21 protein-coding genes, 1 tRNA gene and 1 pseudogene are annotated in these 24,276 nt (G+C 46.3%); 7 read left to right on the top strand and 16 right to left on the bottom strand.

The window, feature by feature from the left end:
- Positions 1 to 351 precede the first annotated feature (351 nt).
- Positions 352 to 1,386: a ParM/StbA family protein gene (locus NC796_RS20765; protein WP_310687385.1), complete on the bottom strand. Its 1,035-nt coding sequence runs from the start codon at positions 1,384 to 1,386 to the stop codon at positions 352 to 354.
- A 263-nt stretch (positions 1,387 to 1,649) separates the two neighbouring features.
- Between NC796_RS20765 and rocD the strand changes: the two genes are divergently transcribed.
- Positions 1,650 to 2,888, top strand: coding sequence for an ornithine--oxo-acid transaminase (gene rocD / locus NC796_RS20760; protein WP_310687383.1), 1,239 nt, complete (start codon positions 1,650 to 1,652; stop codon positions 2,886 to 2,888).
- Positions 2,889 to 2,911: 23 nt separating this feature from the next.
- On the opposite strand, the gene NC796_RS20755 is transcribed toward rocD, so the two are convergent.
- The 6 genes and pseudogenes from NC796_RS20755 to NC796_RS20730 all read right to left on the bottom strand — a co-directional run bounded on the left by NC796_RS20755 (position 2,912) and on the right by NC796_RS20730 (position 7,327).
- Entirely contained in the window at positions 2,912 to 4,078 is a 1,167-nt protein-coding gene (locus NC796_RS20755; RefSeq protein WP_310687381.1) for a hypothetical protein, read from the bottom strand.
- Between the two features lie 57 nt (positions 4,079 to 4,135).
- The gene (locus NC796_RS20750; RefSeq protein WP_310687380.1) at positions 4,136 to 5,923 is read right to left on the bottom strand and encodes a histidine kinase dimerization/phosphoacceptor domain -containing protein; all 1,788 of its coding nucleotides are present in this window, start codon (positions 5,921 to 5,923) and stop codon (positions 4,136 to 4,138) included.
- Between the two features lie 9 nt (positions 5,924 to 5,932).
- Positions 5,933 to 6,634 carry a hypothetical protein gene (locus NC796_RS20745; protein WP_310687378.1) on the bottom strand — a complete coding sequence of 234 codons (702 nt, stop codon included), beginning with the start codon at positions 6,632 to 6,634 and terminating at the stop codon, positions 5,933 to 5,935.
- A 220-nt stretch (positions 6,635 to 6,854) separates the two neighbouring features.
- Positions 6,855 to 6,928, bottom strand: a pseudogene (locus NC796_RS20740).
- On the bottom strand, positions 6,929 to 7,180 hold the full coding sequence (locus NC796_RS20735) for a GIY-YIG nuclease family protein (RefSeq protein ID WP_310687377.1): 252 nt from the start codon (positions 7,178 to 7,180) through the stop codon (positions 6,929 to 6,931).
- Positions 7,181 to 7,254: 74 nt separating this feature from the next.
- Positions 7,255 to 7,327, bottom strand: a tRNA-Met gene (locus NC796_RS20730).
- 143 nt (positions 7,328 to 7,470) lie between these two features.
- Here NC796_RS20730 and lat point away from each other — a divergent pair.
- Positions 7,471 to 8,811, top strand: coding sequence for an L-lysine 6-transaminase (gene lat / locus NC796_RS20725; protein WP_310687376.1), 1,341 nt, complete (start codon positions 7,471 to 7,473; stop codon positions 8,809 to 8,811).
- 77 nt (positions 8,812 to 8,888) lie between these two features.
- On the opposite strand, the gene NC796_RS20720 is transcribed toward lat, so the two are convergent.
- The 3 genes from NC796_RS20720 to NC796_RS20710 all read right to left on the bottom strand — a co-directional run bounded on the left by NC796_RS20720 (position 8,889) and on the right by NC796_RS20710 (position 12,734).
- On the bottom strand, positions 8,889 to 9,608 hold the full coding sequence (locus tag NC796_RS20720) for an SDR family NAD(P)-dependent oxidoreductase (protein ID WP_310687374.1): 720 nt from the start codon (positions 9,606 to 9,608) through the stop codon (positions 8,889 to 8,891).
- 79 nt (positions 9,609 to 9,687) lie between these two features.
- A complete protein-coding gene (gene purL / locus NC796_RS20715; protein ID WP_310687372.1) occupies positions 9,688 to 11,922 on the bottom strand; it encodes a phosphoribosylformylglycinamidine synthase subunit PurL in 2,235 nt (744 codons plus the stop codon).
- Between the two features lie 107 nt (positions 11,923 to 12,029).
- On the bottom strand, positions 12,030 to 12,734 hold the full coding sequence (locus NC796_RS20710; protein ID WP_310687371.1) for an HAD family hydrolase: 705 nt from the start codon (positions 12,732 to 12,734) through the stop codon (positions 12,030 to 12,032).
- 158 nt (positions 12,735 to 12,892) lie between these two features.
- Between NC796_RS20710 and NC796_RS20705 the strand changes: the two genes are divergently transcribed.
- Genes NC796_RS20705 through NC796_RS20690 form a run of 4 tightly spaced genes read left to right on the top strand, consistent with a single transcriptional unit; the run spans position 12,893 to position 15,635 of the window.
- Positions 12,893 to 13,480 (top strand): LemA family protein, encoded by a 588-nt coding sequence (locus NC796_RS20705; protein WP_310687369.1) that lies wholly within the window; start codon positions 12,893 to 12,895, stop codon positions 13,478 to 13,480.
- Between the two features lie 53 nt (positions 13,481 to 13,533).
- Positions 13,534 to 13,983 (top strand): TPM domain-containing protein, encoded by a 450-nt coding sequence (locus tag NC796_RS20700; protein WP_310687368.1) that lies wholly within the window; start codon positions 13,534 to 13,536, stop codon positions 13,981 to 13,983.
- Positions 13,984 to 14,011: 28 nt separating this feature from the next.
- On the top strand, positions 14,012 to 14,815 hold the full coding sequence (locus NC796_RS20695; RefSeq protein WP_310687366.1) for an NIPSNAP family protein: 804 nt from the start codon (positions 14,012 to 14,014) through the stop codon (positions 14,813 to 14,815).
- 46 nt (positions 14,816 to 14,861) lie between these two features.
- Positions 14,862 to 15,635 carry a TPM domain-containing protein gene (locus tag NC796_RS20690; RefSeq protein WP_310687365.1) on the top strand — a complete coding sequence of 258 codons (774 nt, stop codon included), beginning with the start codon at positions 14,862 to 14,864 and terminating at the stop codon, positions 15,633 to 15,635.
- Positions 15,636 to 16,081: 446 nt separating this feature from the next.
- Here the strand turns inward: NC796_RS20690 and NC796_RS20685 are convergent, their stop codons facing one another.
- Complete coding sequence (locus tag NC796_RS20685; protein ID WP_310687363.1) at positions 16,082 to 18,562, bottom strand: acyl-CoA dehydrogenase; 2,481 nt, start codon at positions 18,560 to 18,562, stop codon at positions 16,082 to 16,084.
- Positions 18,563 to 18,600: 38 nt separating this feature from the next.
- Positions 18,601 to 19,209 carry a TetR/AcrR family transcriptional regulator gene (locus NC796_RS20680; protein WP_310687361.1) on the bottom strand — a complete coding sequence of 203 codons (609 nt, stop codon included), beginning with the start codon at positions 19,207 to 19,209 and terminating at the stop codon, positions 18,601 to 18,603.
- Between the two features lie 227 nt (positions 19,210 to 19,436).
- Here NC796_RS20680 and NC796_RS20675 point away from each other — a divergent pair, with 227 nt between their 5' ends.
- Positions 19,437 to 20,873 carry an OmpA family protein gene (locus NC796_RS20675; protein ID WP_310687360.1) on the top strand — a complete coding sequence of 479 codons (1,437 nt, stop codon included), beginning with the start codon at positions 19,437 to 19,439 and terminating at the stop codon, positions 20,871 to 20,873.
- Between the two features lie 53 nt (positions 20,874 to 20,926).
- On the opposite strand, the gene trmB is transcribed toward NC796_RS20675, so the two are convergent.
- The 4 genes from trmB to NC796_RS20655 all read right to left on the bottom strand — a co-directional run bounded on the left by trmB (position 20,927) and on the right by NC796_RS20655 (position 24,198).
- Positions 20,927 to 21,607 (bottom strand): tRNA (guanosine(46)-N7)-methyltransferase TrmB, encoded by a 681-nt coding sequence (gene trmB / locus NC796_RS20670; protein WP_310687358.1) that lies wholly within the window; start codon positions 21,605 to 21,607, stop codon positions 20,927 to 20,929.
- A gap of 33 nt (positions 21,608 to 21,640) precedes the next feature.
- Complete coding sequence (gene pdxH / locus NC796_RS20665) at positions 21,641 to 22,306, bottom strand: pyridoxamine 5'-phosphate oxidase (protein ID WP_310687356.1); 666 nt, start codon at positions 22,304 to 22,306, stop codon at positions 21,641 to 21,643.
- Between the two features lie 12 nt (positions 22,307 to 22,318).
- Positions 22,319 to 22,900: a thioredoxin family protein gene (locus NC796_RS20660; RefSeq protein WP_310687354.1), complete on the bottom strand. Its 582-nt coding sequence runs from the start codon at positions 22,898 to 22,900 to the stop codon at positions 22,319 to 22,321.
- A 230-nt stretch (positions 22,901 to 23,130) separates the two neighbouring features.
- On the bottom strand, positions 23,131 to 24,198 hold the full coding sequence (locus NC796_RS20655; protein ID WP_310687352.1) for a PA0069 family radical SAM protein: 1,068 nt from the start codon (positions 24,196 to 24,198) through the stop codon (positions 23,131 to 23,133).
- Positions 24,199 to 24,276 lie beyond the last annotated feature (78 nt).

Genomic DNA, 24,276 nt, shown 5'->3' with positions numbered 1-24,276 from the left:
TGAGGCCGATATTTCGGCCTAAAACGAAAAATGCAAGGTGCATTTATGGATTATTTTGCCGGTTTTTACCTATTTGTACCCGCAAAATTAAACACGACCCAAATCGGCAGGTAATTCAAAGGCCTCTGATGTATGGTTTAGCAGGATTACTTTTCCCCTTCCTTTGCCTACGTGCCCCCCCTATTCAACCAGGAATTTCCTGGTCGTAATCTCACCCCGTACAACTGCTCCCCGTTTCAGAACTACTTCCTCAGAGGCACGAATATCTCCTCTTATTTCTCCTTCCAAACCAGGTGATCCGTACTGACATCACCTTCAAAAACGGTGTCTCGATCCCAAAAAAGTATATCGTTACTCCTTGTGTGGGGATTGTTTGTTAACACAGACAAGTGTATTGGCATTACCCAGGTCTATCCCAACCGATACATCATCCTCCGTCTGCTTTTGTGTGTTTATACAATATCCGCGAACGGCCAGAGTATGTGGATTATCAGGAATAATGACAGTAAGTACGTCCTCAAACTCTGACTTTATCTGATTGGTCAATTCCGAAAAATACGCTCCACCTCCAACCAGGTAGAGTTTTTTACATGTATCAAAATCAGAATCCTGAAAAGCGTTTAACAGTGCTGGTCGGATTATATTACTATAGTAAGATCTCAAGACTTTTTGCTTAATATTAGCAAGGTCAACAGAACGCTTATTGATATTAATATTACCTTTCTGGAATGCGACATTAAGTTGATGCTCCGTTTTGAAACCGAGAAAGTGTTCCTTCTGAAGTTCATCTTTCATGAGGTTAACAGCGTAACGTATTCCACGTGTGCTTATAGCGGTTCGTCTTATAATACCACTCTTGGTACTGACTACGCCCTCACATGAACCATAGCCAAGACTAAGAACAATAAAATCTTCTGTTTCAGGATTCTCACCATAACGAAGAGCAATAATACTCCCAGCAACCTCAGGAACAGTGAATACTTTATTTAAACTAACCGATATTGCTTGTTTACCACTGGTCCCATTCAAACTGTAGGTAGAGCTATCAAAAATAATATCATGCGTTTTGGTCAATTGTTGTTTAGCCGTATTTTGATGCACCTGGTAGAGTGCGAACGGAAATCCTAATGTAAGAGAAAAATTGCGACCCGCATTTTGTTGTGCCATAAGAAGAGCAGCTCTAAAAAGTATTTCAAAATCTAGCTCGCCTGGGGCACAGTTGATTAAACGATGAGGTGATAATCCCTCCTTTAAAGCTAATTCTCCAATTATGTATGATTCATCATTATGCTCTATTTTCAGACCTTCGAGCAAAGTGTTACTTACATTGTTTAACTGAGCTCTTGTAGACTCAAATACGCTCGGAAAAACTGATATCTCCATCATAACATCTCCTTGTTATTTCGCACTGTATTTTATAGATAAGTGAATTTATTAAATATTATTGTTATGTCACTATAATAATTTCTAACAAAATCCTTACTGATCTACTCAAATTGGGTTTTTACACAAAATATTAAGTTCATATTACCTGAATCGAATTTGAAACATCACTAGCGATAAAAGCTTAAATTTTAACTTATATCTTTTTACAAAACGTCTCTAGCATCGTAAATTCAGGTCAATCTAACGCACACTAAGAGTTTTATATGAAGAGTACCCAACAAGCAATAGAACTGGAAAACAAATATGGAGCACACAACTACCATCCCTTGCCGGTAGTTTTGGAAAAAGGCGAGGGTGTGTTTGTTTGGGATCCGGAAGGAAAAAAATATTACGATTTCCTGTCGGCCTACTCTGCTGTTAACCAGGGACATTGTCACCCCAAAATCATTCAAACACTCCGAGATCAATCGGAAAAGCTGACCCTGGTTTCCCGAGCCTTTTACAGCGATATGCTTGGGACCTATGAAGAATACATGCACAATTATTTCGGGTACGACAAGCTGCTGCCGATGAACACGGGGGCCGAAGCGGTGGAAACCTCCATCAAGCTCTGTCGAAAGTGGGCCTATGAGAAAAAAGGAATTGAACCCGACCTGGCAAAAATTTTGGTCGCCAAAGGTAACTTCCACGGGCGAACAACAAGTATTATCTCATTTTCAAACGACCCCCTGGCCCGGGAAAATTTCGGTCCCTACACACCCGGATTTAAGTCCATTCCCTATGATAACCTGGAAGCACTTGAAGAGGCTTTACAGGATCCCACGGTTGCGGGTTTTCTTGTTGAACCGATCCAGGGCGAAGCGGGTGTTGTGGTTCCTTCCAAGGGATACCTTAAAAAGAGCTATGACCTCTGCAAAAAGAACAACGCGCTGTACATAGCTGATGAGATTCAAACCGGGATAGCACGAACAGGCGAACTGCTTTGTGTAGATCACGAAAATGTGCGTCCCGATATCGTGATACTCGGAAAGGCACTTTCCGGCGGAGCGTACCCCGTTTCGGCTGCATTGGCCGATGACGAAGTCATGGAGTGTATCCGTCCCGGTGAGCATGGTTCTACCTATGGCGGTAATCCTTTGGCTTGTGCCGTGGCCATGGCGGCTCTTGACGTCGTCAAAGATGAAAACCTGGCTGATAATGCCGAAAAACTTGGCAACATTTTCAGGGCTGAGATGCAGAACCTAATTACAGAGACCAACCTGATTACCAAAGTTCGTGGTAAAGGATTGTTGAACGCTGTAGTGATAAATGATACGCCGGAAAGCGATACCGCTTGGAATATATGCCTTAAGCTAAAGGAAAACGGGCTGCTGGCCAAGCCCACCCATGGCAATATCATCCGGTTTGCGCCCCCTCTTATTATGAATGAGGAGCAACTCCAGGATTGTATCAAGATTATTGAAAAGACGGTACTCGAGTATGAGCACGCTACGGTAACGTGATAAGTTGGTGAAGTGGGAAGCTACTAAAACCCGGCACTGAGCTGGATAGCAAAGACATCATCCTCTAATTCCAGACCGTCGTTTCGTGACAACAGGTACGAGGTCTTCAGGGTAATATTCCGTTTCACCTTGTATCCTATCACAAATTCAAAACGATCTTTATCGGGGGTGGGCTGCCCGGTAATGTCCCGGGAATTGAGCGTGATGTCGTGCGGCAGGTATCGTTCAAACCGGACGGCGCCATATCCCCCCACCCAAAACGGGAATCTAACTTTGAGTTTGGCAAGATAGTGGGTTACATCATTTTGAATATTATCTTCCACGAGTTCACCCTGGGAGTCTATCCACGGTGAATCCCACCGGTTAAAGGTATATTGTAGCAGCAACTGGTAATAGTGGTAGGAAAATTCGGTATAAGCAGTAACAATGGTTTGGTGATATTTGGCTCTCCGCTCATCCTGGAGCACATCATTGATGGGATCGTCTATCAAATAAGGACCGTTGGAAAACGAGATACCGATTTTATTCCAAATGACCGGCTGCATCACCAGCCGTCCTGTTAATGCCGGTCGATCCTGCTCCCCAACATCCGTATAACTTGAGACACTCGTCAACGTGGCAGCCAGCTGGTATTCCAGGGTCTCCCGTTCATTAACGCCGCTGAGCATCAATCCCTGGGAATAGAGTCTTCGATATACAAGTGACTGTCCCGCGATGCCATCATAGGAAGTACCCGAAAAGACATACCCTTGCTTCCGGTCCACAGGCATATTCCAAACGTGGGAGAGCGGCATGTGTACGAATGGATTCTGGGAAGAAAGTAATAGCTCATCATAACGGCCAAACGGAGTAATAAAACGACCAGCCGTAATCTTCAGCGACTCACTGGCTAACCAATTAATGTTGAAAGAGGAAAAAAAGATTTCACTGCGTTGTCCCCGATAATAGTCGGATTGCAAGGCCCCGGAAACAAACCATTGATCAGAAATCCTCCCATTAACAAAAATCCTTACTGATGGAGAATACACGAACCACTCGTCATTGGGAGTTTGGTTGACGGTTGGATCGGAATCCGCTCCCCCCTTCCGGAGTTCAAATTCTGCCAGACCTCCAAAATTAATTTGTGCCTGTGCAACCGTTGAACACAGGCTCCACAACAGGATGAAAAAAAGTGAGGTTTTTGTCTTCATATGCATCATTTTTTGAAGGCCCTTAATCTCATGTCCGTTGGACATAAATCTGGAGTATCAGTTTAAATTCAATGAACTGCTCGCTCCTTTTTTATTCTTCTTTTCAAACAGAACCGAAATGCTTGTTCCCCCTTCTGTATTCACATTTAACTCGGCATTAATCTGTCTTGCCAAAATTTCGACCAGGGTAAATCCCAGCGATTCATTTTTATTTTCTTCAAAGCTAAAGTCATCCGGTAATCCCACACCTTCATCGGTGACGCAGAGAAAAATATGATTATCCCTCTCTTCCAGCGTAATGTTGATTAAGCCGGTACGACTGCCCGGATAGGCATGCTTAAAGGCGTTGGTTACCAACTCATTGATAATTAGACCACACGGCACTGCTTGATTTACATTCAGCTGCACATCACTTATGTCAAGGGTAACCTGCTTTGGGGAACCGTTATTTGTATATACCCCCTGGATGGAGGATACCATCTTGGCTACAAAATCATCAAACGAAAGGTTGTTAAAATCGTTTGACTGGTACAACATTTCATGTACGGTGGCCATGGAATGAATCCTCATCTGACTATTCTTCAAGATACGAACGCTTTGCCCATCTTCGGAATTTTGTCCTTCTAACTCCAGCAATCCTGAAATTACAGCCAAATTGTTTTTCACCCGGTGATGTATTTCCGCCAGCAAAATTTCCTTTTCCCTAAGGTTTTCCTTGATGTGTGAAACCAGCTTATTGAATGTTTCGGTAAGTTGGCCAAATTCATCGCTGCTTACCACCTCAACCGGTTCATCATAATTCTCATTTTCAATACGATTAATCCCTTTCAAAAGCAGCTTGATAGGCTTTGTCAAATTATTTGTGAGGGTAATTCCGAGAATTACAGCGATCAGAATGCCACCTAAACCGATGTAATAAATGACTTGCTGTAACTCACGCAGTGGAGCCAATGCCTGGTTCAATGATTGAGCAACGGTGTAATACCCGGTAATGCCAGCTCCATTCTTTCCCTGTTCCACCATCGGCAGCACATAGAGCAGCCACTGTTTTCCATCCAGTTCCAGTTCAATCGTAGTTCCCTCACTACTACTGCTATCTTGAAAGACAGTAGTTTGAATATTTTCCGAGAGGACTGCCCTGTCCTGGTCCGACAAGGACCCAATAGAGGTTGCCAGCAACTTGTTGTCCACAAAGTAGGAAACGTCGTATTCAATCAACCGTGCCAACAATTCCGCTTCAATATTCCGAATTGGGTAGCCCAGTGACAGGGATGCAATGACCTGACCCCGTAAGAGAACAGGGATGGTTATCACGTTAAAATAGCTGTCCCCCTGCTTCCAGATGTACGACCTTTGTGGAGCGCGTGCATTCAGTGCCTCCCTGACCCCTGGCTTATCAAGCATTGAAGAATCCGGTAGTTCCGTGTCTGCAAGTTGTCCAAGCGGTATTCCATCTTGATCAAGTACAAGTACTAATCCCACCGAGTCGGAACCTGCTGCAATCGATCCTGCCGAAAGGGAATCAGAGATCATGGGATCAAAATGTAGCAAATCCACTAGCTCCTGCCTGATCTGGTTATTGACAGTATTCTCATCCATCGTAGAAATAGCCGCCTTCATGTATGGCATTTCGGCTACAAGCGTCGCCGTTTGGTGAAGCTGGCGGAATCGAATATCCTGCAACTGCTCAAAAATCTTGCCTGCTTCCCGAAAATTCGCATTAATCTCATCCCGAATGCGGTTATCCAAAATGCGGCTCACTGAAAACAGAACTACCAGTAAGACCAGCAAAGCCAGCCCGACAAACCCAGCCAGCAGTTTCCACCTTATTGAAAATTCCGGCATTTTCATAGTCTATGAACCCAACCTAACCGCCTGCAATTTTATGTTTTTCCCGTCAACCACCCGAACATCCAAACTTTTCTGGCGATCACCCAGTGCAAAAAAATGAATCCTGTAATCTCCATTTGGGATCTTTTCAAAGCTAAAATCACCACTGTTGTCCAGCTTATACCAAGATACGGTTTGTTTCGGTAGCACCTTGATCACGGCGTGCATATCCGAGTGGATGTCACAGAATACATCCACCGTTCCGGGTTGATCAAATAATACATCCCTGTATTCTTTCGGAGACCGGCGTCCCACATCAAACCGTTTCGTTCTTGAAAGACTAAATACATTATGATATACAGGATCAGAGTTTTTGATACGAACATAATTCCCGACACGGACAGCCATCAGTCTCGGCTTAAATTGCTTATCAACTTGATCAAGAACCTTCGTTACAGAATCATGCCGCTGGTAAAAGGCTGCCTCATTTTTGTCCTCCAACCAAATAATAATGTCATTTAATCCGGGGTCGCTACTAGCAGAGTTGTCACTCGGTGCAAGACCATACCCTCCAATATTACCCCCCACTGTCACCGGATTTGAAGATTCAAGTATTACAGTACCTTGAATCGTTGCAGTTTGAGCTACTGCAGCTGAATAATTAATAAAAAAGAAAGCCATTGCACCCAAAAAACCTAGCCAACCAGCCCTTTGCAGACGATACATTTAAAAATCCTTTACACGTTTTCAAGGTTCATCTAAAAATCTAATCAGATATATACAAACGTGATGATTTTATTTCGACTTCTCAACTAATAAATGGGGTATCTTCTCGTAGCCGGGGGAATACAGCGCGTAAACATAGTACATATTCGTTCGGGGTGGAAGCGAAAGGATTTAAAATAGAAAACGGCTCCCTGCATCGAGCAAAGAGCCGTTGAATTAGTGGCGGGGGCAGGATTCGAACCTGCGTCCGCCGGCTGGCGGATAAGAGCCCGGTGAGCTACCAGCTGCTCTGCCTCAACGTTCGTCCCGGATCTTCTCCCAGATAAAATCCCGACCCCGGGCGCTTTTGAGCTGCTTCTCGCGGCGCATCGCCTCCCCCTTGGTTTCATGTTGCTCGCCATAGACCAGCTCCCACGGGCGGTAATTTACCGTCCACCCTTTGGTCCCCAATTCGTTGTGGGAAAGCAGCCGCTGCTCTAAATGCGAAGTGTAGCCGATATAAATCTTCTCGTAGTCGGGGGAATACAGCGCATAAACGTAAAACATAGCAGCCCTCCTTGAGATCAATCACACAAAATAAAAACGGCTCCCCACGTCGTGCAGAGAGCCGTCGAATTTAGTGGCGGGGGCAGGATTCGAACCTGCGACCTTCGGGTTATGAGCCCGATGAGCTACCAGCTGCTCTACCCCGCGATAGAGTGCACAAGTATACGTTTGACTTGGGCCATTGTCAATAGTAAATTGGATTTTCTTTGTATTAAAACGTACTCCCTCCATACAATTATTATCCGGGAAAATCTGTTTATATAAGCTAATTAAACAAGTAAAAGAGGTATATGGAAGTAGATACAAGAGTAACACCCAATCAGGTTCGGAACATACTCGCAAAACATATTCTTGCTGACGGTTATGAGATGGTCCTTGACCTGGAAAAAAGTGAGGGACTCTACTTATTTGATGCGAATACAGGCAAAAAATACCTGGATTTCTTCAGCTTTTTTGCCTCGAATCCCCTGGGTATGAATCATCCGCGACTGACTAATGATGAATTTGTGCACAAATTGGGCAGAGTAGCTGTCAATAAACCTTCAAACTCAGACATCTACACCGAGGCGATGGCCGAATTTGTGGATAATTTCGACCGGATTGGTATCCCGGAATACCTTCCACATGCGTTCTTCATTGCCGGGGGTGCCCTGGCGGTAGAAAATGCCCTCAAGGTTGCATTCGACTGGAAGGTGCGTAAAAACTTTGCCAAAGGCTATGATGAAGAAAAAGGCCATAAAGTGCTCCACTTTGAGAAAGCATTTCACGGGCGAACGGGATATACCATGTCGCTTACCAACACCGATCCCACAAAAACTAAGTATTTTCCAAAGTTTGACTGGCCCCGGGTTCTAACTCCTGCCATGACATTTCCAGTGACCCCGGAACGCATTGCACAGGTACAAAAGCTAGAGCGACAGGCTGTAGAACAAGCAGAAGAATATTTTGAGAAGTTTGAGGATGAAATTGCTGCAATCATTTTAGAGCCGATTCAGGGTGAAGGCGGGGACAACCACTTTCGCCTGGAATTTCATCAAGAACTTCGCCGGCTGGCTGATGAACATGAGGCGATACTGATCTATGACGAGGTACAAACCGGGGTGGCCATGACCGGCAAATTCTGGGCGCATGAGCACTATGTGAAGCCCGATATCCTCGCATTTGGGAAAAAGGCCCAGGTTTGCGGGATTCTAGCCAGTCGTCGCGTGGATGAAGTGGAGGACAATGTTTTTAATGTCTCCTCTCGCATTAACTCAACATGGGGCGGCAATCTTGTAGATATGGTCCGCTTTGGGCGTATCCTGGAAGTGATTGAAGAGGAGCAGCTGGTCCAAAATGCAGCCGAAGTTGGCCATTACCTACAACAAAAAATATACGAGCTGGCAGAACGGTATGAACAGGTAACCAACCCCAGGGGCAAAGGCCTGTTTTGTGCTATTGATCTCCCCACGACTGAATTTCGAAATCAGCTGACAAAACAGTGTTTTAAAAATCACTTAATGATCCTCGGGTGTGGCGAAAGAACACTGCGATTCCGTCCTCCCCTAACTGTTGAGAAAAAACATATTGATGAGGGAATTGAAAAAATAGCAAAATCCCTTGACGGCGTACTGGAAAAAACTGCTGGGTAACTCATCAATGGTCGGGAGTACACCTCCCTCCCAATAGGTGGGAAATTCTTAATTTTTCATTCTCAATTCCTAATTCCCTAAACCATCTGGTGAGATTCAGGCTGGATCACAATCTCATTCAGCACAGACTGCTGTGGTTGGTTGGCCGCATAATAGACAGATTTAGCAACTTCATCCGGTTGCAGCATCTTCTCTTTCTGAACGCGCATATCCACTTTCGAATCGTCCCACATGGGCGTTGCCACTCCGCCCAGGTACATCAGCGTAAAGTTGATACCGCTGCGTCGATGTTCCTCAACCAGTGATTTCGTAAAACCGGTTACAGCAAATTTGGTGGCCGCATAAACGGAGGCGTTTTTCATTACATACTTCCCCATGGTGCCGGGAAACATGATGACCTGTCCTTGCTTTTCAGTCGCCATGTAGCGCACGACGGTTTGCGTTACCAGGAATGTCCCGTACACATTTGTTTCTATGAGATCTTTGGCGTCATCCGGTTTGATATCGAGGAGAGGCTGGATGATTGCAGAGCCGAAAGCATTAATAAGCACATCAATCTTTCCGAGATCGTCGGTAATCTCTCGCACCATGTTGGATACGGAGGCCAGCTCGGTGGCATCCACACTTATTACAAAGGCATCACCACCGTTGTCATTGATCTGCTTGGCAACCTGCTCGGCCTTATCGGTGCTGCGTGCGGCCAGCACCACTTTTGCACCAGCACGCGCAAATACTTTGGCACACGCACTGCCAATTCCTCCCGAGCCGCCAACAATGAGTATCACTTTATCTTTCATAGAGCTTTTGTCTTGGTTCCTTTTTTGATCTGCTTTTCAAAGCCCATTGAAGATAAAATCGTTCATCAATGATCAAATTTTACCGGTTCATGGCGCTGGGAATCACGCTCTCGTAAACCGAGCTTATTTCCTCTACAGAAACGTCAACAGCGTCATCGATGACCAGCGATTTACCACTCACTTTGCCAAGACTCACAAAAGGAATGCCTGCATCGCTGAAGTACTTCTCAAAAGCTTCTTGCTGCTTTTTTGCCACCGTTACCACTACTCCGGATTGTCCCTCTGAGAACAGCTGTTCAATAAGCTCTCCTTTGAGCTCTTTAAAGCTGATTGATGCACCTTTGTCGGAAAACTCGGCCATTTCTGCCAGTGTTACTGCCAGTCCCCCGTCGGAGACATCGTGGGCAGCCGTAACCAACTTGGTTTTTATCGCTTTCAGCAGGCTGTCCTGCAGTTTCGCCTCAAAATCCAGGTCGATATCCGGGGTGTTTCCAGTGGTGAGATCGTGAATCACACTCAGATATTCCGAACCACCCAATCCAGTACGATCAGCCCCGAGATAATAAACTGCATCTCCTTCATTTTTGAAGCCGGGCGTCATCGTATGATCGAGATCTTCAACCAATCCCAGCATACCGATCACGGGTGTCGGGTAGATCGCTTCCTCTGGATTTTCATTATAGAAACTCACATTTCCACCGGTAACGGGTGTATTAAATGTTCGGCACGCTTCACTCATACCTGCCAAAGCTTCTCTGAACTGGTAATACACACCCGGTTTGTAGGGATTTCCAAAATTCAAACAGTTGGTGATTGCCAGAGGCTTTGCGCCGCTGCATACCACATTTCGTGCCGCCTCGGCTACTGCAATCTTGCCACCGCGCCGCGGGTTCAGGTACACATAACGACCATTGCAATCGGTTTTGACGGCCAGTCCCCTGTTGGTTCCTTTGATACGCACCACACCGGAATCAGAGGCTCCTGGCCCGTTCACCGTATTGGTGCGGACCATCGTGTCATACTGCTCGTAGACCCACTTTTTTGAGGCGATGTTCGCCGAACCCAATAGTTTCTTCAAAGTCTCATTATGATCCGTAGAATGCTCCAGTGTACTGAAATCGAAATTGTGTACCTCATCAAGGTAGTCGGGACGTTTGGATTCTCGAACGTATTGCGGAGCTCCACCGCCTAGCACGAGACTGTCAGCCGGAATATCGGCTTTGACTTCGCCATCCTTGCGATAGGTCACATTTTCGCCTTCCACCACTTCACCAATAATGACAGCGTTCAGATCCCATTTTTCATAAATATCAATAACTTCCTGCTCGCGACCCTTCTCCGCCACAATCAACATGCGCTCTTGGCTTTCAGAGAGTAGTAGTTCATAAGCGGTCATTCCTTTCTCTCGCTGTGGCACTTTGTCCAAGTCGATATCCATGCCGCATTTGCCCTTAGCACTCATCTCGGAGGAAGAACAGCTGATACCGGCCGCTCCCATATCCTGGATACCGACGATACCGCCGTTTTTGATCGCTTCGAGCGTGGCTTCCAGCAGCAGTTTTTCGGTAAAGGGGTCGCCCACCTGCACGCTGGGACGTTTTTCTTCACTTTCTTCGCTAATCTCTTCAGAGGCAAACGTAGCACCATGGATGCCGTCACGCCCGGTGCTTGAACCCACAATAATAATCGGGTTGCCCACTCCTTTTGCCACAGCAGAGGCAGTCTGCCCTTCCTTGACGATGCCGACACTCATGGCATTCACCAGTGGATTGCCTTCATACTTTTCATCAAAATAGATCTCTCCGCCAACCGTGGGTACTCCAAACGAGTTACCGTAATCCGCGATACCGCGAACGACACCATCCAGCAAAAATCGCACCCTTGGATTCGACATCTCACCAAAACGCAGTGAGTTCAAACTTGCAATGGGTCGGGCGCCCATGGTAAAGATATCACGATGGATACCGCCTACCCCGGTTGCAGCGCCTTGGTACGGCTCAATGGCAGAAGGATGATTATGACTTTCCACTTTAAATACACAACCCAATCCGTCACCAATATCGACCAGTCCGGCATTTTCCTCACCGGCCCCTACCAGCATCTGCGGTCCCTCATTGGGGAGCTTCTTAATTTCGAGAATCGAATTCTTGTATGAGCAGTGCTCGCTCCACATAACGGAGTAGACCCCAAGCTCGGTAAAGGTCGGCTTTCGGCCCAGAAACTCCTGGATCTTTTCATATTCCTCCTCGTTGAGACCGTGTTCAATAGCAAGTTCGAGCGTGACTTCCGGTTCGGTAATGGTTTGTTCTGACATTAAGTATGGTTATTAAAAAATTGGAAGTTGAATAGGTTGAATGTTGAAGGTAACAATGTTTAGCGCAGATGTGAGATTTCCGGGTTAACTCGTTTAATCTTTAACATTTACTTTCCAACATTCAACATATCTGTAAGATCTTTAAAGTTATCAAAAACAAAATCAGCGTCGCTTTCCCGGCCTTTTTCTATCTCTTCTTCATCAGTGTACCAAGCGACTTTCCAGCCATAAGCCCTTCCACCGATCACATCAGAGGTATAGGAATCTCCAATGTACAAAATTTCCTCTGGTTTATTATTGGTCAGCGATGTAGCGTGTTCAAAGATTTCGGGCTGCGGTTTCAGGAAACCCGTTTCTTCTGAAATAACAAGGTGCTCCGCAATTTCGGACAGTGCAAACTGCTCAATCTTCAGCTTTTGTGTCTCCGCAAATCCATTGGTAAGGATACCCACATCAAAGTTATTGCTTATGGTTTCAAGGGCTTCAGCAGCACCCTTTTTCCACTCCCAATGGTTACGATAGGCCTGTATGTAATAGTCACCCGTCTCTTCATACAGAGAGCTATCCAGCCTCAGCGCCGCAAGTGTTTCTTCAAACCTTAATCGCTGTAATGTGTCTCGGTCAATACGTCCTTTACCGTACTTATCCCACAAGCCCTTGTTAATACGATGATAGGTTTCAATCAGTTCTTCTGGGGTTGTGGAGCTAAAAACATCAAACTCATTATACAGGTCATTTAATGCGGCTTTTTCAGCACCCCAGTGGTCTAGAAGCGTGTCGTCTAGATCGAAGTAGATGAAATTGGGATTCAAAATAAACGGTTTTACTGTTCAGAATTTGTGGGTGGCTAAAATACGTAACTAAACGATTATCCTAAAAATAAATTCCCGTTTGAAACTTTGCATCAATCTGTTATTCATTTCGTATATTGATGCCGAATTTAGAACTATATAAAATTTCGAGAGTAGCTATGAATATTAAAACTTGGTTAGGTATTGGCGTGTTGGCGGTATTGGTAATGTATGGCATTAATGTAAATAACAGCCTGGTGAACCAGGAAGAAACGGTTGACCAGTCGTGGGCACAGGTAGAAAACCAGTACCAGCGGCGATCGGATCTTATTCCCAACCTGGTGAATACGGTCAAAGGGGCTGCAAATTTTGAACAGGAAACACTCACCCAGGTCATTGAAGCCCGTAGTAAAGCCACGTCGGTTCAGGTGAGCGCCCAGGATCTGAATGATCCCCAAAAAGTGCAGCAGTTCCAGCAGGCACAGGCGCAGCTTTCCGGTGCCCTTTCACGGCTGTTGGTGACGGTTGAAAAATATCCCGAACTGAAGGCCAACCAGAATTTCCGAGACCTGCAGGTGCAATTGGAGGGCACTGAAAATCGCATCGCAACCGAACGAAAACGCTATAACGATGCCGTCCAGGATTACAATACCGCGATTCGGCGCTTTCCTAGCAATATTTTTGCGGGTTTATTGGGTTATGACAGCAAAGCGTACTTTGAAGCTGAACAGGGTGCCGAACAAGCTCCCCAAGTAAACTTCAATTAACTCACCAGATCCACTGTGATTCGGTATTTTCAATTTGAAAATCATACTATTTCATGTCATCTGACCTATATTTAACAGACGAGCAGGAACAGCATATTATTGAGGCGATAGCCGCCGCCGAAAACTGGACCTCGGGGGAAATCCGCGTTCACATTGAATCAACCTGTGATGCGGAGCCGCTGGTACGCGCGGCCCGTGTTTTCCACGAACTGGGGATGGATGAGACTGAGCTGCAAAACGGAGTTCTAATCTACATCGCCGCCGATGATCACAAAGTGGCGGTTTACGCAGGGAAAGGAATCCATAAAGAGGTGGAGGATGGATTCTGGGACGGGGTGCTGAATCTGCTGCTCGATCACTTCAGAAAGGATGAGTTTGAGCAGGGCATTGCCAATGCAGTCACAAGAGTGGGGAGTAAACTAAAAGACCTTTATCCCTATCAAAGAGGAGATGTAAATGAGCTTTCAGATGAAATAAGCTATCACGACAACAGTGATGACTAGTAATTTTTAAATAATTGGAATATCTATTATGAAGGGTTTTGTCAAATACAGTTTTATCGTTTTTATCATTCTTTTCCTTATCACTTGTTATATGGAGGCCTTTGCCCAAAGCAATAAGGCAAAGCAGCAGCTTTACCAGCTAAAAATTTATCATCTGAACGATCAAGACCAGGAACAGCGGGTTGATCAATACCTGGAAGAGGCATATCTCCCGGCTATGCACCGCGCCGGTTTCGAAACAGTTGGGGTTTTCAAGCCTTTCGGTCAAGACACAACTTCCGATCGTCGCATCTATGTTCTCGTACCGTTCAACTCTTTCGACCAGTTCAAGGCCTACCCCAAAGCCCTCAATGAGGATGAACAGTATCTTGCAGATGGCGACGATTATATCAATGCTGCCAGGGACAACTCCCCATATGAAGATATCGAGACGATATTAATGGAGGCATTTCCCCTTGCTCCCGAAATCCAGAAGCCCGATTTAAATGCCCCAACATCGGAACGTGTGTACGAACTCCGCAGCTACGGTGGACCCAGCGAACTGTTATATTGCAGAAAAGTGGACATGTTCAACGAAGGCGGAAATGAAATTGAGATTTTTGACCGCCTGGGTTTTAATCCTGTTTTCTATGGCAGTGTCCTCGCAGGCCCCGACATGCCTAACCTGATGTATATGACCTCTTTTGAAAATATGGAAACCCGCGACAAACTCTGGGATCAATTCAGAGCGGACCACAGGTGGGAAAAAATTTCGAGCATGGAAAAATACAAAGGTCTTGTTACGAGGTACGATATGAAGTTTCTGCGTGCAGCCGAATACTCAGATATCTAAATCAAGTCGTTAGAATATACCAGGCGTTTTAAAATTTTAGCTCATCATGATGCAGACTAAAAAAACCGGTATTCTTCTTGTTCTGCTCTTTCTAACCATTGGCAGCTCTTTTGGCCAGGACTTCCCCTCGGAACCGACCGGCCATGTGAACGACTTTGCCAACATGCTGAACCGATCGGAATTACAGCGCCTGGAAACCAAACTCCGTAACTACCGCGACAGCACCACCAATGTCATCTCCATTGCCACCCTTTCTGACCTGCAGGGTCTATCTGTTGAAGAAGTAGGCACCCAGCTTTTCAATGATTGGAAAATGTGGCACGAAGATCGGTACAACGGCGTACTGATCCTCATCGCTCCCAATGAGCGCAAAATGCGTATTGAAGTCGGCTATGGCCTTGAGGGCGCCATCCCCGATGTGATGGCCGGACGTATTATCCGTGAGATCCTGACCCCCGCCTTTCGCAGTGGCGACTACTACGATGGACTTGATCGTGCTACCTCAGCCATGATTGGCCTGGCTTCTGGTGAATATGAAGGGGAACTAAGCAGTGATTCTTCCGGCGGATTCGTTAATAAGGATCTGATTGTATTCCTGCTCTTTTTGGCTTTTGTGTTCTATGTAACCTCGCGGCGCGGAGGCGGAGGAAAAGGTCGCAAAAGACGGCGACACTCGCTCAGTTCAGGTGGCATCATCTGGATGGGTGGTGGTTTCGGTTCCGGCGGAGGAGGCTTCGGCGGCGGTGGAGGCGGTTTTGGCGGCTTCAGCGGCGGCGGGGGATTCGGCTCCGGTGGCGGAGGTGCCAGCGGTGGTTGGTAGGAAGGGTTGAATTTTTGAGGATTGAAGGATTGAAGGGCGGAGGAAAGTCAAAAAAGCCCTGCTAAACCTCATAATACAATTAAAACTCTGTTTAGTGGCAAATGTAGAAAAAAATGGGTTTTTGCGGGTGGGAACATCAGTTCGATATAAGGATCACAAAAATTATAGCTGTCATCGCGAGGAGGCGTCTTTGATAGTAGCCGGCCCCATCTTGAAGTCGACGTGGCGATCACCCTGCCCGATTTTTATTTATCCTATTAGGAGATTGCCTCCAGACCACTGTCGGGATCCCGATGGTCGCTGAATCCCTCGCCATGACAGTTTTTATCTCGAACTCAGGTTATTTTAAACACATAGGATGAGATTGAGGGACTGATCTTTTTCAGTCCCTCAATCCTTTCTTCCGCTCGTCGTAGCAAAAGCCTTCCTAACTACTTGCTACTAAATCACACGCTCATTTTATCTTTATCCTTCTTTTTGGGAGTTGAGGGTGTCTGATTTTGATATTCTTCAAGGGTAAACTCATCGACTTGAACCACGTCTACCCTGGCCTCTTCCGCCCTGCGTACCAAGTCGGCTTCCTCTTTGTTGATAATGCTTTTTTCCAAGGCTTCATCTATAACAAATCGCGGTTGGGTTTTAGGCAGCTCTTTCTTCTTTGTTGCCTGGTGCAGTTTATGATAGACCGGTTCGGCCTCAACCATTAAGTTCAGTGCGTTGTCATACCGGGCAATAGTATCCCTTTCATCAGCAGGAACATACATCCCATTCGTAAGTCTGTCGCGCTGCTCTCCCGGGATTTGCATTGCCTGGGCTACTTTATGACCGAGCTTGTCAGATGGCTTGGTACCAATACGATTTATTCGAGACCACAGGGCAATTGGGCCCCGGAAAAGCCAACTTAGTCCCGGGACATTGATCTCCCGGTATATCTCATCGAAAGATTCCTGGATTTGCGCAAAGGCGTGTTCCATTGCCCATTCGAAAAACACACGATCTTCCTCTCGCTGCCCTTCAGCATCAAATCGCCGCAAAGTCGCCGTTGCCAGGTACATCCAACTCAGGATATCAGCAAAGCGCCCGCTTATCTTCTCTTTTATCTTGAGTCCCCCGCCATACGAGCCAAGCGCTATATCCGCCAGGAAAGCAAAAGAGGCAGAACTCCAGCCCAATTTCTTGTAATATTTGGCTGCCGGACCACTTACAGGAGCGGATACAAAGGCACCCCGCGTCAGGCTCAGAACCGCCGATCGGGCCGAGTTTCTCACCACATGTCCAATATGTTTCCAGAAGACATTGTCAAATGCGTTGGCATCTTTACGGGTGAGCGCATCGATTTCGTCATAGGCATAGGGATGGCACCTGATGGCTCCCTGTCCAAAAATCATCAGGCTTCGGGTCAGGATATTGGCGCCCTCCACGGTAATCGCAATTGGAGTAGAGATATAGGTGGAGGCGAAGATATTACGCGGTCCCCGTGAGATACCGGCTCCTCCCTGGATATCCATTGCGTCGTTAACTACCTGGCGACCCAGTTCTGTAAAATTATATTTGGCAATGGCCGTGACTACCGAGGGCTTCTCCCCGATATCAAGTCCACCACAGGTGTAACGTCTTGCAGCTTCCATCAGGTAGGTGAATCCACCAATTCGCGCCATTGGCTCCTCGATGCCCTCAAACTTACCGATATTGATGCCAAATTGGTGACGAACCGCTGTGTAGGCCCCAATTGCACGAGTCGCTACTTTGGATCCTCCTGCACTCTGAGCTGGAAGCGAGATGCCCCGTCCCACACCAAGCGACTCCATCAGCATGCGCCAGCCGTTGCCGGCCTGCTCGTGTCCACCGATTATATAACCAATTGGAATCTCAACATCTTCTCCGTCAATAGGACAGTTGTAAAAAGGAACGCCCATTGGATCGTGGCGCCTGCCCAGTTTTACTCCCTCAGTATCACTGGGGATCAGAGCACAAGTGATACCCAGGTCTTTGCCCTTACCGAGAATATTATCGGGATCTCGAAGTTTAAAAGCGAGTCCTATAACTGTTGAAATGGCCGCAAGTGTGATATATCGCTTACTGAAGTTAAGGCGAATTTTCACCTCCCCATCTTTATCACGGAATACCTCCCCACTAGAGGTCATCGAACCGGCGTCAGATCCGGCAGTGGGTTCTGTTAAGGCAAAACATGGAATTTCTTCTCCCTTTGCCAGGCGGGGCAGATAGTATTTTTTCTGCTCCTCGGTGCCGTAATGCATCAGCAATTCGGCCGGACCAAGTGAATTGGGCACCATTACCGTAATAGAAAGCGGTCCACATCGGGAGGCAAGTTTGCTGATGATGGCACTGTGTGCCGTGGCGGAAAATTCAAGTCCACCATATTCTTTGGGAATAATCAGGCCAAAGAACCGGTGTTTCCGCATAAAATCCCACACCTCGTCGGTAAATCCTTTTCGCACGTGTACATCCCAGTCATCCACCATACTGCAGAGCTCTTCGACCGGGCCGTCCAGAAATTCCCGTTCCTCCTCGCTCAATTCCGGATAGGATTCGCTGGCCAGCTTTTTCAGATCGGGTTTGCCCGAAAACAGGTCGGCATCCACCCAAACGTTGCCGGCTTCAATTGCCGTACGCTCTGTTTCTGAAATGGTGGGCAGGAAGTTCATTGCATCCAGCAACTTCATAATCGGCGAAGTCACCAGCGTTCTGCGAAGGGGCTTGATGTTAAAAATCAAACAGAGCACTACGTACGTGCTGATAAGCCATACAGGAGCTCCGACACCGTAAAGTGCCACCAGGCCTGAAACGGCCCAGATCCAAAGAGGAGCCCCTATATAGGCGTATAGGATGGCCACTATTAAGCTGACTATTAGTGTCCACGTTGTAAACTCAGAAAGTACTCCAAATAATTCCCCAATTTGTTCCATAATGTAGACCTCCGAGCGTTGTTAAAATCATAAATGGGTTATTTATCTACTGATGTCCGTACATGAAAACCATCAATAATATGCTGGATGGCCTGTTCTAAAAAAGCAGTTTGATCAATGCGTGAGTCCAACCTCTTGGTTAATACCACCGACATGACACCGTGCAACTGGGCCCAAAAAGTGTAGGAGGCTATTCGAGGATCTTCTTCGTCCATAATTCCTTTTATTACCCCATCCTCAATCGTCTCCGTCAGGAGTTCATATCCCTGCCGGGCCTTCCTGAATTTTTCCTTTGGATAGCGTGTCATTTCGTCGGAGCTGACAACATAAATGATCAGATATTCCCTGGGGTTCTCGAGGGCAAAATTGGTGTATGTCCAAGCTAAGACCTCCAGCCTTTCTACGGGATCTTCTTCCTTTGAAGCAGTTTCAGCCAGCTTGGCATTCAACTTTTGTATTGACTCATCAATTAACGTATGAATAAGGTCATCTTTACCCTCAAAATGAAGGTAAATACTGGTAGCACTGACCCCTATCTTGCGAGCCACTTTTCGTAGCGAAAACCCGCGATAGCCCTCATCGAGCAAGAGGTTCCTGCTGGCCTCAATTATCTTATCACGGAGCGATATCTTTTGTTCCTCACTCATTCCTATGCTACTTAACAGTGTTAACTAGCAATGTAATAAATTATTGAACAAAAGCAATAGTCCTTCTTATCCGCCCTTAAAATTAGCTATAATCTATGCCGGAGTGATTCCTTTTTAGATTGAAAAATTTTAATCCGCACAAATTTGTACCAAAGCATCGAAAGTGGTAATCTGTGTTAACTGTTCATTATATTTTAACGGCATACTGTTTAAAATCAGAGTATTACATGAAAGTTTTACTGATTAATTCTGTCATCTTACTGGGTCTGTTCCTCGGCGTTACTTCTCAATCTCGGGCACAAAACAAAGACAAAAGAACATGGCTTTCTTTCTATTTTGGCCATCAGGAATATGACGGCGACACCGCCAACGAAATGCTCAAACTAAAGTTGAAAAAGGATTGGGCCGGCGGAATTGGCATAAGCCAGTATCTCCATGACAACTGGGATCTTGAGATCTCAGCCATATATGGACAACTGGACTATGTCACTCCTGAAAGGTCCGGTTTCGATAATAAATTCTACAACTTTAATAGTCTTATAAAGCTTAACCCAATAGGTGACCGCAGCACCATTCAGCCTTTCGTAGCTACTGGAATTGGAATTACGTCCTTTTTTAAGGGTGAGAAGAGATTTCCAAATGAAACCCAAACCATCAAAAATAGTGTAAGCTTACAGGTGCCATTTCAGGCGGGTTTTGATCTGCGGATTACGGATGGTTTCTACGCTACTGCAAATGCTACGTATAATCGCACTTTTTCAGATGGCATTGACAAGCTTGGGAGCCAATTCAGTACTGACGGACGAGACCATGATGACTTCCTGGTCTATTCGCTGGGGCTAAAATTTGCCGTTAGCCGATCTACTGACAGGGATAAAGATGGCGTACCCAACCGGATTGATCTGTGTCCGGGACAATATGGTGATTCAAGTTTTGGATGCCCAGATAGAGATGAGGACGGCATAACGGACGCAGATGACGACTGCCCAACCATACCCGGTCGAAAAAATATGAACGGTTGCCCCGATTCAGACAGAGATGGACTGTCAGACCTGCGTGATGAATGCCCTGACGTGGCAGGAAATATGCAAACCAAAGGCTGCCCGGACAGCGATGGCGACGGCATTCCGGATGACAAAGACGAATGCCCTCAACAATCGGGCAAAGTCGATAACAATGGGTGTCCTCCCACTGCTCAATCCGATGCCGACGGCGATGGCGTAGCAGATGCCCAAGATAACTGTCCCAATGTAGCGGGACCATCCTCAAATAACGGATGTCCGGAGAAAAAAGAATTGAGTTCTGTTGTAAAACAAGACTTGAAAACGATAATCGATAACCTTCAGTTTTCAACAGGCGGTGCCAATATTGCGCCAGTCTCATATGACGAGCTCGACCGACTGGCCGAAATCATGACTGAGGACCCCGATTTGCGCTTAATCATCAGGGGATATACCGATAATGTTGGTGATCCCAATACCAATCTGAAACTCTCGGTAGCTCGTGCTAACGCCGTAAAAGAATACCTGGTTGCTCGAGGCGTGAACACAAATCGTGTGTTTGCATTTGGGTACGGGGAAACAAATCCTGTAGCCAGCAACGACACTGAGGAAGGAAGAAGACAAAACCGGCGTGTAGAACTTGAATTGTATCACAAGCAATAACCCCAACGCCTTTGGGAGGGAGAAGTGTTACTACATAAACGAATGCAATCTGTTTAAAACTCGATCGGTTCGTGGGGTAATTTGAACTGCAGATACTTGATGACTTTACCGTTTTCGAGGTGTTTCTTCTCGTAAAATGTTTTCGTAGTGAGCAGTGGATCCTCTGGGCGTTCTTTGTATACGTTTTCTACCAAATCCAGCACTTCACATCGCTCCCGTACGACTTTTTTTGTGAAATCCCATAGTTTGTCGCTGTCAGTCTTAAAATGAATGGTGCCATCTTTTTTTAAGACTTTTTGATAGATGGATAAAAACTTTGGGGATGTCAGTCGCTTGTTTCGATCACTCCATTTGGGATAGGGATCCGGGAACGTAATCCACATATATTCCACTTCCCCGGCCGAAAAATATTCATCCAGGTGATCGATATAGATTCTCAAAAACCGTACGTTTGAAAGATCTCGATCTAGTGCACGAGTAGCCCCTTTCCAAATGCGGGCGCCCTTAATATCAATCCCGATAAAATTGGTCTCCCGATGTTGCTCGGCTAGCTTTAGCGTATATTCCCCTTTTCCACAGGCCAGTTCCAGGATGATGGGATGATCATTTTCAAACACCTCCTCATTCCACTTCCCTTTTGGTTTCTTACGATCTTCATCCTGGAAATCAGTTAGTTCCAAGACGTGATCAAATTCAGCAATTTCGGCGAATCGTTCCAGCTTGTTTTTGCCCATGAATCTTGGCCTGCAGTTCCTATTTCTTGGTCTCTACGGATTTAATCTCTGAATTTCCCATTCCTGGTCTTTACTAGGGCGGATGTACAAAATACGGTCGTGGAGGCGCCCGGTTCGGCCTTGCCAAAATTCGACAGCCTCGGGCAACAGGGTGTATCCTCCCCAGAAATCGGGAAGCGGTACCTCCTGATCTTTAAATTTTTGCTTGAGCTCTTCGAAATTGGCTTCCAATTCCTCCCTGTCTTTCAGCCTGCTGCTCTGCTGAGATGCCCACGCCCCGATCTGGCTGTCTCGCGGGCGCGACCTGAAATAGCTGGCCGATTGCTCACGGCTAAGCTTTGAAACTGTGCCCTCAATACGCACCTGCCGCTCAAGTGCAGGCCAATAAAAACAGAGCGCTGCATGGGGATTTTCAGAGAGTTCTTTGCCCTTGCGACTGTCATAATTGGTATAGAAGCGAAACCCCTCTTCGTCAAATCCTTTGAGGAGTACAATTCGCGAAGAGGGTTTCCCGTCGCTGGTAGATGTGGCCAGAGTCATGGCGTTGGCATCGGTCATATCGGTGTTTAGTGCATCTTCAAACCAGATGGTAAACTGGTCAAGTGGATTTTGCTGCACGCTCTCTTCTGAGATGCCGTCGCGCTTGTATTCCCGGCGCAATGCCTCTACCCGTTCGCTGTTTGATTTTGCATCAACCATATTTTTCGTCTTCTACCCGAAATATGCTGGCTCTTTGCCTTTTTTCCATTTGATGTTGCAGCCCATGCTTGGTTTTTGATCTTCGATAATCGAGCCGTCTTCAAGCACTTTATCAACGGCTTCCCGCATATCTTTGCCCGTTACCGGTTTGTTATTTCCCGGGCGGCTGTCATCAAATTGTCCGCGGTAAACCAACTCACGATCTTCGTTGAAGAGAAAGAAATCGGGCGTACAGGCTGCTTTATAAGCTTTGGCTACTTCCTGGGTTTCGTCGTAGAGATATGGGAATGGATAGCCAAACTTCTCAGCATCCTCCACCATTTTTTTGGGACTGTCATCCGGGTAATTCTCCACATCATTCGAGCTGATTGCCACAACCGCGAGCCCTTTCTCTTCATACTCATTGGCAAAGTCAACCAGCGCTTCCTTGATATTCTTCACATAAGGACAGTGATTGCACATAAAAATGACGAGCAATGCCCGGCTGTCCTCAAAATCCGACAGGGATACCGTATCGTTCGTAACAACATCGGTGAGCGAAAAATTGGGGGCTTTTGTGCCCAGTTCTAACATTGTGGATGGTGTTTCTGACATCTTTTTTCCATGTTTAATTCGAATTAACTGGATAAAACGTACAAAGTTTTACAGGAAACAGTTCCACCCAATCATAAAGATAGGAGATAAAAAAGAAAAGCCCGATATCATCCTACAATATTTTGAGTTCTATACTTAGAAAGGTAGATAAATTTGTGGTTATGATATCGGGCCAGGTTATCTATGCATTTCTTCCAACGGATTTCACCAAGATATGTTTCACCTTTATTTTAAAATAGTTTTAGTTGTGAACCACCCCCGGCACGAAAGTTTTGGGTAGATAAATTCAATACTTCCTTATTCAATCCAAATCTTTTGGTGTGTACTTTAAACAGGTCTGATATCTGTTTCGCAAAATTCCCATGTCCCCGCATACGGCTGCCAAACTCCGGGTCATTCAACTTCCCGTCACGGATATCCCTAATCCGGTTAAGAACTTTGTCTTTTCGGTCCGGAAAATGTTGCTCCAGCCAATCCTGGAAAAGTTCTTTAACCCCGAAGGGGAGTCGCAACAAAGTGTAGCCCGCGTGAGCAGCTCCCGCATTAGCAGCGGCTTCCAGGATATTGGCCACTTCGTGTTCGGTAAGGCCAGGTATGATCGGGGCCACATTGACTCCTACCGATATTCCCGCTTTTGCCAGCTCTTCAATCGCTTGCAACCTGCGACCGGGTCGCGAGGTCCGGGGTTCCATCTTTTGGGCAAGTTCTTTATCCAGCGTTGTCACAGATAGTGTAACATGCGCTGCATTGTGCTCGGCCAGCTCTTTTAAATGATCTATATCCCGCGTGACGAGGTAATTTTTTGTAATAATGCTGACGGGATTCAGGAATTCTGCCATCACCTCAAGACATCCCCGCGTTATTTCCAACTTGCGCTCTACAGGCTGATAGGGATCGGTAACACCACTCATAACCAACACGGTCGGGTCCCATTTCGGTGATGCAAGTTGTTCTCTCAGCTTTCGTGGTGCATCATGCTTGACCATAATTCGGGATTCAAAATCGAGACCTGCCGAAAAGCCCAGGTATTCGTGTGTGGGCCGCGCATAGCAATAGATGCAGCCGTGCTCACAGCCCCGATACGGATTAATGCTTTTATCAAACGGGATATCCGGGCTGTCATTGGTGGAGATAATCTCTTTGGTGTCATCCCGGTAGAGCTTGGTCTGCTGAGAGGGCTTTTGCCCCGTCTCCTCATCCAGGTCATAATCGGTATAGAATTCTTCAAACCGGTTGGCTGGGTTGTCCGAAGATCCCCTGCCTTTGATCGGATTAATGCCTTTTTCTTGTTCAGACATTGCGGAACCCGTTTATGATCTTTTGATAACTTACAAGATACGACTTACGATGCTACAAAATAAAGAACCCGACTTCTC

This window comes from Aliifodinibius sp. S!AR15-10 (assembly GCF_031569985.1).
Taxonomy (GTDB): domain Bacteria; phylum Bacteroidota; class Rhodothermia; order Balneolales; family Balneolaceae; genus JAMQKA01.
This window is presented reverse-complemented; position numbering and strand designations above follow the sequence as displayed.